At 74.2% G+C, this 11,369-nt stretch carries 4 protein-coding genes; 1 reads left to right on the top strand and 3 read right to left on the bottom strand.

Annotation, left to right across the window (positions count from 1 at the left end):
* The 3 genes from ACFVHV_RS41685 to ACFVHV_RS41675 form a co-directional block, all read right to left on the bottom strand.
* A partial coding sequence (locus ACFVHV_RS41685; protein WP_380358805.1) for a condensation domain-containing protein occupies positions 1-7,109 on the bottom strand: 7,109 nt, incomplete at its 3' end.
* Between the two features lie 70 nt (positions 7,110-7,179).
* The gene (locus ACFVHV_RS41680; protein WP_380358803.1) at positions 7,180-8,037 is read right to left on the bottom strand and encodes a sterol desaturase family protein; all 858 of its coding nucleotides are present in this window, start codon (positions 8,035-8,037) and stop codon (positions 7,180-7,182) included.
* Positions 8,038-8,345: 308 nt separating this feature from the next.
* The gene (locus tag ACFVHV_RS41675; RefSeq protein WP_359898339.1) at positions 8,346-9,779 is read right to left on the bottom strand and encodes a helix-turn-helix transcriptional regulator; all 1,434 of its coding nucleotides are present in this window, start codon (positions 9,777-9,779) and stop codon (positions 8,346-8,348) included.
* Positions 9,780-10,137: 358 nt separating this feature from the next.
* Here ACFVHV_RS41675 and ACFVHV_RS41670 point away from each other — a divergent pair.
* Positions 10,138-11,369: M4 family metallopeptidase (locus tag ACFVHV_RS41670; protein ID WP_380358801.1), on the top strand; the 1,232-nt coding region annotated here is incomplete at its 3' end.

The raw sequence follows: 11,369 nt of genomic DNA, 5'->3' as shown, positions 1-11,369 counted from the left end.
TGGGCGGGGGGGCGGGGGGGCGGTTGGCCGCCCCCCACCTCCTCCGCCCCGGCGGCCCCCCCGTGGTGGGGCACCCGGTCGGCCGGGTGCCCGGGGTCGAGCGGCAGGTAGGCGGCGCCGGCCCGCCAGATCCCCAGCAGGGTGGTGATCAGCTCGGGCGACTTGTCCAGGCAGACCGCGACCACCGAGCCCTCGCCGACGCCGAGTTCGCGCAGTCTCACGGCGGTGCGCTGGGCCTGGCGCTCCAGTTCGCCGTAGGTCAGCCGGCGGACGCCGTCCCGGCCGGGCGCGACCACCGCGACGGCCTCGGGCCGTTCGGCGGCGGCCTTGGCGATCAGCTCGGGCACCGGGGTGTCGTGCTCGATCCGGCGCTCGGCGCCGCTGAATCCGGTGAGGAGCTCCCGCCGTTCGGCGTCACCGAGCATCCGCAGCCGTCCGACCGGCTCGTCCTCGGCGGCGCGGGTCATGGCGTCCAGCAGGTTGCGGTAGTGCGCGGCCAGCCGCTGGACGGTGGCGGGCTCGAAGAGGTCCGAGTTGTACTTGAAGACGCAGTGGAAGCAGCCGTCGGCGCGGTCCTCGTAGGCGGACAGCGTGAGGTCGAACTGGCCTTCCTCCTCGGGGAGTTCGATGTACTCCAGGCGGTAGCCGAAGCGCTCCACGGCGACCTTGTGGGTGAGCAGGATGAACATCGCCTGGAACACCGCGGAGCGGCTCGGGTCGTGCTGGAGGCCCAACTGCTCGACCAGCAGCGGGAAGGGGTACTCCTGGTTGTCCAGCCCGCCGAGCACGCTCTCCCGCACCCGGCCCAGCAGCTCGGCCACGGTCGGCTCCCCGGCCAGGCTCACGTGCAGCGGCAGCGGGTTGACGAAGTAGCCGTAGACGGAGGCGAACTCCTCCTGGGTGCGGCCGGTGACCGGGCTGCCGACCACGATGTCCGGCTGCCCGGACCAGCGGTGCAGCAGCAGGTAGTAGGCGCTGAGCAGCACCATGAACGGGGTGGCGCCGTTGGCCCGGGCCAGCTCGTGCACCCGGGCGGTGAGTTCGGCGTCCAGCTGGAAGAACTCGGAGGCGCCGTTGTGGGTCTGCACGGCCGGGCGCGGCTTGTCGGTGGGCAGGGCCAGCACCGGCATCTCGGCCGGCAGGTGGCCGCGCCAGTAGTCGAGCATCCGCCGCGCCTCGGGCCCGGCCAGGAACCGGTTCTGGCGGTTGAGGAAGTCCAGGTAGCGGGCGGGCACCGGGGGCAGTTCCGGGGTGCGGCCCTGGCGCAGCGCCTCGTAGGCCTCGAACAGCTCCTCGATGAAGGTGAAGGTGGAGATCGCGTCCGAGACGATGTGGTGGACGGCCTTCATCAGCACCCAGCGGTCCGGCCCGCGCCGGAACAGCCTGAGCCGCACCAGCGGGTCCTCGGCGAGGTCGTACGGCCGCCGGTACTCGTGGACGATCAGGTCGTGGATCTCCTCCCACGGCCGGCCCTCGACGTCGAACAGTCCGGTGTCGGCCTCGGCCTCCTCCCGGATCCGCTGGACCGGGCGGCCCTCCTCGGCGGTGAAGGCGGCGCGCAGCTCGGGGTGCCGGGCGACGAGGTGGCGGAAGGCCCCGAACATCAGCTCCGGGTCGAGCTCCGCGCGGACCTCGACGGCGCCGCCGATGTTGTACGCGAAGCCGTCCGGGTGCAGCAGGCGCAGGAACCAGAGCGCCTGCTGGTTGTGGGTGAGCGGGAAGCGGGACTCGTCGGCGTACAGCTCGACCTCGGCCTCGGCCGGGGCGCCGTCGGCGGTGAGCCGCTCGGCCAGGCCCTCGGTGAGCAGGTCGACCAGGTCGCCGACGGTGCCGTTGCTGAGCAGGGCCACCACCGGCAGGGCGACGCCCTGTTCGCCGTGCACCCGGGCGCGCAGTTCCATCGCGAGCAGCGAGTCCAGGCCGTGCGCGCCGAGCCTGGTGTCCGCGTCGATCCGTTCGGCGCCGATCCGCAGCACGGCCGCGGCGGCGGCGGTGAACCGCTCGACGACCAGCTCCCGGCGGGCCTGCGGGTCGGCCGCGCGGTAGGCGTCCAGGAAGCCGCCGGTCTCGACCGGGGCCTGCTCGGCGGCGCTCGCCGCCAGGTCGGCGACCAGCGGCGGCGGCGCCGGGTACCAGGCGAGGAAGGTCGGCCAGTCGACCACGGTGGCGACCAGCAGCTGGGCGCGGTCCTGGCCGAGGACGCGCTCCAGGACGGCCGTTCCGGCGTCCGGCGGCAGCGAGCTCATGCCCCGGGCGTCGCGGTAGTGGGCGACCAGGCCCAGCTCCTCGATCATGCCGGTGGCCCAGGGCCCCCAGTCCAGGCTGAGCCCGGGCAGGCCCTCGGCCCGGCGGTGGTGGGCCAGGGCGTCCAGGAAGGCGTTGCCGGCCGCGTAGTTGGTCTGGCCGGCGGTGGTGAGCAGCGAGGCGACGGAGGCGAACAGCACGAAGTGGTCGAGCGGTTCGTCCCGCAGCAGCCGGTGCAGCAGGTGGCCGCCGATCACCTTGGGGGCGTAGCCGGCGTCGAAGGCCGGCCGGTCCATCTGGGCCAGCAGGGTGTCCCTGACCTGTCCGGCGAGGTGGAACACGCCTCGGATCGGCGGGAGTTGGCGCTGCCGGTAGTCGGCGAGCCAGTCGGCGAGGGCGGCCTCGTCGGTGACGTCGATCGGGGCGAGCAGCGGTTCGGCGCCGAGCGCCTGGAGCTCGCGCAGGAAGGCGATCCGCTGCCCGACGGGGGTGTCCGGGTCGGTGTACGCCCACTCGGAGCGCTCGGGCAGGGCGGTGCGGCCGACCAGGATCAGCCGCCGGGCGCCGCGCCGGACGAGGGTGCGGCAGAGCAGCCGGCCGAGGGCGCCGAAGGCTCCGGTGACCAGGTAGCTGCCGTCGGGGCGCAGGACCGGCGGCAGCGGCCGGGTGAGGCCCTCGGCCTGCCGCAGCCGGCTGGTGAGCCGGCCGCCGGACCGCAGGGCGATCTCCTGCTCGTCCCGGGCGGCGAGTTCGGCGAGCAGCGCCTCGGCCTGGTCGGCGGCGTCGACGGCCGGGTCGAGGTCGATCAGGGTGCCGCGCTGGGCGACCAGCTCCTGCTGCCACAGCACCCGGCCGATGCCCCAGGCGGGGGCGCCGAGCGGTTCGACCCGGTCGCCGGGGGCGGCGGGCTGGGTGCCCCGGGTGACGATGTGCAGCCGGCCGTCCGGGCGGGCGGCGGGCAGGGCCTGGGCGAGGGCGATCAGGGAGTAGGCGCCGAGGGTCGCGAGCGGGCCGAGCCGGTCGGCGGTGGTGGCGGCGAGGGCGGGCTGGTCGAGGTTCCAGAGGTGGACGACGGTGGCGAAGCCTGGGTCGAGCTCGGCGAACAGTCGCCGGACGTCCTCGGCGGAGTCGGGCCGCACGGTCGAGTGCCCCTCGCCGTGCCGGTACTCGGCGCCGGGCCGGACCAGGTGGCAGCGGGCGCCCCGGCCGGTGGCCAGGGCGGCCAGCCGCTCGGCGAGGCCGCCCTCGTCGGCGAACAGCAGCAGGTCGCCGGGGGGCCCGTCGACGGCCGGCGCGGCGACCTCCACCCAGTCGACCTCGGTGAGCCAGCCGTCGATGGTGGCCAGCCCGACGGAGGCCGGGGCCTGGGCGACGTCGGCGACCCGGAAGCCGGTGACCCGGCCGACCGGGGTGCCGTCCTCGGTGTAGAGCGCGAGGTCGCCGACGAGTTCCTCGCCGCTGTCCCGGGTGACGGTGGCGTGCACCCACAGCGGGCGGTCGCCGATCTCGTCGAGCCGGACCTCGGCGATCGAGACGGGGAGCCGGACGCTGCCGCCCTCGGGCTCCTCCAGCCGGGTGGTGAGCAGGGTCTGGAAGCAGCCGTCCAGCAGCACCGGGTGCAGGTGGTGGTCGGCCGCGTCCGGGCCGAGCTCGGCGGTCGGCCGGATCCGCGCGAGCGCCTCGCGGGGGCCCGCCCACACCTCGGCGATGGCCTGGAAGGCGGGCCCGTAGTCGTAGCCGCGCGCGGCCAGCTGCCGGTAGCAGTCCGGGCCGTCGAGGTGCCGCCCCCGGGCCCGGAGGGCGTCCGCGTCCAGTGCGGGGCCGTAGCCGCGGCGCTGGCCGGTGCGGACCCGGCCGCCGGCGTGCACGGCGGGCTCGCCGCCGGCGGGGGTGGAGGCGATGGTGAAGCGGGCGTCCTCCGGCCCGTAGCCGAGCTGGACGGGGACGGGCTCGGTCTCGGAGAGGAACAGCGCCCGGTTCAGCTCGATCTCGGCCAGCGTCACCTCGGTGCCGCCGGTCAGGGTGCGGACGGCCTGGGCGGCCATCTCCAGGTACCCGGCGGCGGGGAAGACGACCTGACCCTCGATCCGGTGGTCGGTCAGGTAGGGCAGCCGCTCGGGGTCGAGCGCGACGGTCCAGCCGGGCTGGGCGCTCGCGGTGCGGCGGCCGAGCAGCGGGTGGTCCAGCTGCCCGAGCCGGACCTGCTCGACCGGCTTGGGCTCCACCCAGTACCGGTCGCGCCGCCACGGGTAGGCCGGCAGCGGCACCGGACGGCCCGCCGGGTGCAGCGCGTCCCAGCTCAACTCGACGCCGAGGGTGTGCAGTTCGGCGAGACTGCGGGCGAGGCGCTCGGGCTCGTCCTGCTGCCGGCGGATCGACGGCAGGACGTGCGCCCGCTCCGCGCACTCGCGGATCGCGTGGCCGAGCACCGGGTGCGGGCCGATTTCCAGGAACAGTCCGTGGCCGTCCTCGGCCATCCGCTCGACGGCGGCCCGGAAGCGCACCGGGTTGCGGACGTTCTGCCACCAGTACTCGCCGTCCAGCTCCGGCCCGCGGGCGAGCCCCTCGCGGGCGGTCAGGTAGAGCGGCAGCCGCGCCTCCTGGGGCTTGATGACGGCGAGCGCGGCCACCAGCTCGTCCCGGATCGGGTCCATCCGCACGCTGTGGTACGGGACTTCGACGTCCAGCAGGCGGGCGAAGACGCCCTGCTGCCGCAGTTCCTCGGCCAGCTCGGCCAGCGCCTCGGTGTCCCCGGCCAGGGTCACCGCGGAGGGGCTGTTGATCGCGCCGAGCGAGATCCGGGAGCGGTACGGGCGGATGCGGCGCTCGGCCTCGGCCTCCGGCAGACCGACCGCGAGCATGCTGCCGCTGCCGGCCAGGCGCTGCTGGAGGCGGCTGCGGGCGAGCACCACCCGCACGGCGTCGGCCAGGTCGTACACCCCGGCCTCGTGGAAGGCGGCGACCTCGCCGGTGCTGTGGCCGACCACCGCGTCGGGGCGCAGGCCGTGGCTCCGCCAGAGCGCCGAAAGGCCCACCTGGACGGCGAAGTTGGCGGGCTGGGCGAGCCAGGTCTCGGCCATCCTGGAGTCCGCCTCGTCCCGGCCCAGCTCGGTGAGCAGCGACCAGCCGGCCTGCGCGCGGATCTCCTGGTCGACGGCCTGCACGGCCTCCCGGTAGACCGGCTCGTGCTCGTACAGCCCGCGGCCCATGCCCCACCACTGCGGGCCCATGCCGGTGAACACCCAGGCCAGCCGGCGCTGCCGGCGTTCCCGGGCGCGGCCCTGGACCACTCGCGGGTGCTCCTCGCCGCGCGCGTACGCGGCCAGCGCCTCGTCCAGGTCCTCCCGGGTGGAGTAGACCACCCCGAGCCGCTCGGGCAGGTGCTGGCGGCGGTGGGCCAGGGTGTGGCCGAGGTCGGCCAGGGAGGTCCCGCCGGCGAGCTCCTGCCGTACGGCGTCGGCCAGTTCGGGAAGTGCGGCGGTGTCCTTGGTGCTCAGCGGCAGCACCGAGCGGGCCGGCCCGGCCACCGGTGCGGCGGGATCGGGCCGCGGCGGCTCCTCCAGCAGCACGTGGGCGTTGGTGCCGCCGAAGCCGAAGGAGTTGACGCCCGCGCGGGCCGGCCCCCGGTGCTCTGGCCAGTCCACCGGAACGGTCGGGATCTCGAACGGCAGCGCGTCCAGGTCGATGCCGGGGTTGGGCCGCTCCAGGTTGAGGTGCGGCGGGATGCGGCGGTGCTTGATCGCGAGCGCGGTCTTGATCAGCCCGGCGACGCCGGCCGCCGCCTCGGTGTGTCCGATGTTGGTCTTGACCGAGCCGACGTAGCAGCGGTCCCCGGGCCGGCGGCCGATGCCGAGCACCCGGCCGAGGGCGGCGGCCTCGATCGGGTCGCCGACCGGGGTGGAGGTGCCGTGCGCCTCGACGTACTGGAGGCTGCCGGGCACCACCCCGGCCTCGGCGCAGACCCGCTCGATCAGGGTGACCTGGGCGTCCGCGCTGGGGACGGTGATGCCGTTGGTGCGCCCGTCCTGGTTGACGCCGGTGCCGAGGATGACGGCGTGCACCGGATCCCCGTCGCGCAGCGCGTCGGAGAGCCGCTTGAGCACGACCACGCCGACGCCCTCGGCCCGGACGTAGCCGTCGGCGGAGGCGTCGAAGGCGCGCGACCGGCCGTCCGCGGAGAGGAAGCCGCCCTTGGTCTCGGCGATCGTGTACTGCGGCGCCATGTGCAGCAACGCCCCGCCGGCCAGGGCGAGTTCGGTCTCACCACGGAGCAGGCTCTGGCAGGCGAGGTGGACCGCGACCAGCGAGGAGCTGCACGCGGTGTCGATCGAGACGCTGGGCCCGCGGAAGTCGAAGCAGTGCGAGATCCGGTTGGACACCATCGTCATCATGGTGCCGGTGGCGGTGTGCGCCGCGATGGTGCCGAAGTCGAGGTCGGCGAACTGGAGGATCTTCCAGTCGAGGGTGAAGGCGCCCATGTAGACGCCGACCTCGCGGCCGGCCAGTTCGCCGGGGCGCAGGCCGCCGTCCTCCAGGGCCTCCCAGCTGACCTCCAGGAGCTTGCGCTGCTGCGGGTCCATGTGTTCGGCCTCGCGCGGGCTGATCCCGAAGAAGTCCGGGTCGAAGGTGTCGAAGCCGTCGATGTAGCCGCCCCGGCCACCGATCAGCCGCCCCGGCTTGGCCCGGTCCCTGCTGCCCAGGGTGCCGGTGTCGTAGCGGTCGGCGGGCGTCTCTGCGAGACAGTCCCGGCCCTCGATCAGGTTGCTCCAGTAGGACCGGTGGTCGTTGGCGTGTCCTGGCAGGCGGCAGCCGATACCGGTGATCGCGATGCGTTCGCGGGGCACGGCGAAGGGCGAGGAGGTCATGGTCCAATCCGGGGGTGATGGCGTGGCGCCGGGGACACGGGCAAGTGGGGGCGGCCGCTCGGGCCGGGGTTCAGACGGACTGCTCGGTGGTCTTCGCCCGGCGCCAGGGGTGCAGCAGCGTGGCACCGAGCTCCCCGGTGGTGGGGAACGCGGCCGGGTCGGTGAGGCCGACGGCCTTCGGCACCCTGCCGGGGCGCCAGGTGAAGCTCCCGAACACGTGGTCCCAGAGCGAGAGGTCGGAGGCGTAGTGGCCGGCTTCGGCGAGGTCGGTGCTGTGGTGCAGGCGGTGGAGTTCCGGCCCGGCCAGCACGTGGCCGAGCGGGCCGATTCGGACTTCGATGTTGGCGTGGACGAAATACCCCTGAGCCAGGACGAATATTCCGACCACGAACACTGAATCCGGCGAGAATCCGATCAGCGCCAGCGACAGTTGGACCACGGACTGTGCGACGAGCACGTCCAGGAAATGATTCACGCCGTTGTTCGCGACGTTCACCTTGTCCGGGACGTGGTGCACCCCGTGCAGCCGCCAGAGCCACCGGTTGCGGTGGGACCAGCGGTGCACGAGGTAGTCGCCGAGCGAGCCGACCAGCAGCGCGAGCGGGATCTCCACCGCGAACGGCAGCGCCGGGTGGGCCGGGCCGAGCACCTCAACCAGCGTCGCCACCAGCCCCTGGGCCAGCGCTCCGCCGACCATGCTCAGCACGAAGTAGACGCTGTACCAGCCGAGTTCGCGTCGGCTCGGATGCCAGTCGATCCGGTACGGGATCACCCGTTCCAGGACCGCCAGGTATCCGAGGACGGCGACCAGGAAGAGCGGGGAGACCCGGTCCGGCGCCCAATGGAAGTGCAGGGTCGCGACGGCCGTGCACAGCACACCCAGGAGCAGCAGCGGGTGGGCGAGCCGGCGGGCAATGGCTGACAGCACGCGCCCCCCGTTCTTCGCGGACTAACGACTGGAAACGTCAGAGACTCTAGCGGCAGACTCGCGCCGTGACAGTCATTCGACGTGTTAACTCCATGAATGACCCGATCGGCGGACTATACGCTCACGAAGTTGACGTTCGTACGGCGTGAAGGGGGCGCATTTTCGAGAAGGCGTGGGAATTGGCGGCGTGCGACCGCATCCGTCCAGGTCGGCGGGCGCTGGTGTGCGCCCCTTCCGCGCCACCCCGCGCGGCCACCTGATCCAGCCAAACGGGCGACCGTCGCCACGGCCCCCGGAGCACCGCCCGATCAGGAGCGGGCCGGCTCCGCCAACCGGTGCGCGGCACGGGGCGCGTGCGCCGCGAGACGGTCGCGCAGACCGCGCAGCTCGTACTCGACCAGCGCGGGCAGGGCGGTCACGCCGGTCGCCTCCAGGGCGGGGCCGAGCAGTTCGACGGCCGTCGCCGGGTCGTGCGCGCAGACGTGGCAGTCGGCCGCCCGGACGATGAAGAGCAGTCGACTGGAGGGCAGTTGGTCCGGACCCAGCAGGCCGAGGGCGGTCTCGGTGGCGTCCAGCGCGCGGCGGGCCAGCCGGGGGTCGTCGGTGGCGGCGGCCAGGTCGCGCAGCGCGGCGGCCGCGGCGGACTCGACCCGCATCCGCATCGAGGCGATCGAGAGCCAGGGCACGTCGACCTCGTCCTCCGCGCCGATGTGATCCAGGTGCGCCCGCGCCAGCCCGATCTGCCGGACGGTCGCCCGCACGTCACCGGTGAGCGCGTACGCCCGGGCCCGGCTGATCCGGCCCATCGCGCCGGCCCAGTGCCGGTCCGGAGCGACCCGTTCGATCTCGCGGGCGTAGCCGAGCGCCGCGACCGGGTCGCCGTCCAGCCGGGCCAGGACGCTCATGTCGCTGAGCGTGCCGACCTGGGTGGCCCGGTCCACGGCCAGCCCGGCCCAGGTGAGGGCGCGGTCGTAGCAGGCCATCGCGGTGGCGTTGCGACCGTCCTGCATCCGCAGCGCACCGGCCGCGTGGGCGTGCTCGGCGGCCAGCCGGACCAGCGGACCGCGCTGCGCGGCGGGGGCGCCGGCGAGCCGGGCGAGCACCGCGTGCAGGGTGCGCTCCACGGCGGCGGCCAGGCCCGGCCGGTCGCCGGTCTCGCCGGAGCGCAGGTGGGCGGCGAGCAGCCCGGTCAGGGCATGCGCGGTGACGTCGTCCAGCGGGCGCCCGGCGGCCGGGTCGGCCAGGCCCTCCGGGGCACAGAACTCGGCGTGCAGGGCGACGAGTTCTCCGGCCTCGGGGACCGCGCAGCCCTCGGCGCCGTGCAGCGGGCAGAGCAGGCCGTAGTCCGGCAGTCGCAGCGGAGCGGGGGCTGGGGGCGGGACGGGCGCGCCGGGCGCCGCCCCGCCCGGCAGCGGAGGTCGGAGCAGAGCGGGTGAGAAGGCGTCCAGCACGCACAGCTCGGCGCTCTCGGCGCGCTGGCACGCGGCGCTCAACTCGCCTTCCGCGCCGAGGAGCTCGTCGATCCGGTCGGCGACCCGGGGGGTGACCCGGCGGGCGCCGTGCTCGATCTTGCTGACCGCGGTGTGGTCGTAGCCGATCCCGGCGCCGAGCTGCGCCTGGGTGAGTCCGGCCCGGCGCCGCCAGTGCCGCAACCGGGCGCCGAACTCGCGCCAGGCGTCCTGCCCCCGGCCGGTCGGCGGTGCCGGCACCGCCGCCGCGGGGACCACACGGTTGCGCTGCACGGCTGCCTCCCCGGGCGGGTCGTCCTCGGCCGGTCGCAGGGACTGCCGACGGTTCCAGTGATTCCGACGACTCCGATGACGAGGACGGTACTCGATCGCCACCGGCTCCGTACATGAGGTGGTCTCAACCACTTGAAGGAAAGCCCAGCTTGACGCGAAGCCGGACCTGCGGGCTTGACGGAATTTGCCAACCCCTTGCCTCGCACGCACCAGGCATTGACCCGGGCATGACGTCGTGTGAGGGTTCGGGGCACCCGAGCGCGGACGGCCCGCACGGCCGTCCCCCCGATGCGGCCCCCTGCGGTGTGCCACCGGCCTGCCGTCCGCGGTCGAGGACCCCCACACGCGAGGAGCCCCGATGCAACGCAGGATTTCCGCGGGAAGGCTGCTGACCGCGGCGACCGCCCTGACCGTGCTGGCCGGCATGATCGCCGCCACCGCGGGCCCGGCCACCGCCGCACCCGCCCCCTCCCCGGCGCCGCCGAGCGCCCTGGCCGCCGCCGTCAACGCCGCCGACGCGGCTGCGAACGCGGGATTGGACGCGCTGGCCAAGGGCCCGGGCGAGACGTACGAGCGCAAGGCCGTCACGCCCTGGCTCGGCGGCCTGTACTCCGTCTCGTACGAGCGCAGTTACCACGGCCTGCCGGTGGTCGGCGGCGACGCGGTCGTCCTCGCCGACTCCCGGGGCACGGTCCGCGCCCTTCAGTCCGCCGCCACCGGCCCCGTCGGCGGCTCGACCACCCCGCAGGTCAGCGCGGCGGACGCGGAGAAGACCGCCCGTACGAAGCTGGCCACCGTGGACTCGGTGGACTCCCGCCGCCTGGTCGTCCGGGTCAAGGACGGCACCGGCCGGCTCGCCTGGGAGACCGTCCTCAAGGGCCGCACCGCGTCGGCGCCCAGCACGCTGCACGTCTTCGTGGACGCGGCCACCGGCGAGGTGCTCGACAGCTACGACGACGTGCGCGCCGGCACCGTCAACAGCAAGTGGAACGGACCCGCCCCGGTCAGCATCAGCACCACGAGCTCGGGCGGCTCCTACTCGCTGCGCGATCCCAACCGGCCCGGCCTGTCGTGTTCCGACTACGGCACCGGGCAGGTCTTCTCCAAGTCGAGCGACTCCTGGGGCACCGGCAGCCCGTCCAGCAAGGAGACCGGCTGCGGCGACGCGATGTTCGCGGCCCAGAAGGAATGGGACATGCTCCGCGACTGGCTCGGTCGCAACGGCCACAACGGCAACGGCGGCAGCTGGCCCGTCAAGGTCGGCCTCAGTGACGTCAACGCCTACTGGGACGGCAGCACGATATCCATCGGCCACAGCCAGGCCAACGAGTGGATCGCCGCGATCGACGTGGTCGGCCACGAGTTCGGCCACGGCATCGACCAGTACACCCCCGGCGGCGCCAACAACGAGTCCGGCCTGGGCGAGGCCACCGGCGACATCATGGGCGCGCTGACCGAGTCGTACGCCAACGAGCCCTCGCCGTACGACTCCCCGGACTACACCGTCGGCGAGATGATCAACCTGGTCGGCAACGGCCCGATCCGCAACATGTACAACCCCTCGCTGGTGAGCAACAACCCCAACTGCTA

The sequence above is a fragment of the Kitasatospora sp. NPDC127116 genome (genome assembly GCF_042677365.1).
Lineage (GTDB): Bacteria > Actinomycetota > Actinomycetes > Streptomycetales > Streptomycetaceae > Kitasatospora > Kitasatospora lactacystinica.
The sequence above is the reverse complement of the archived record's forward strand: the minus strand, read 5'-3'. Positions and strand labels throughout refer to the sequence as shown.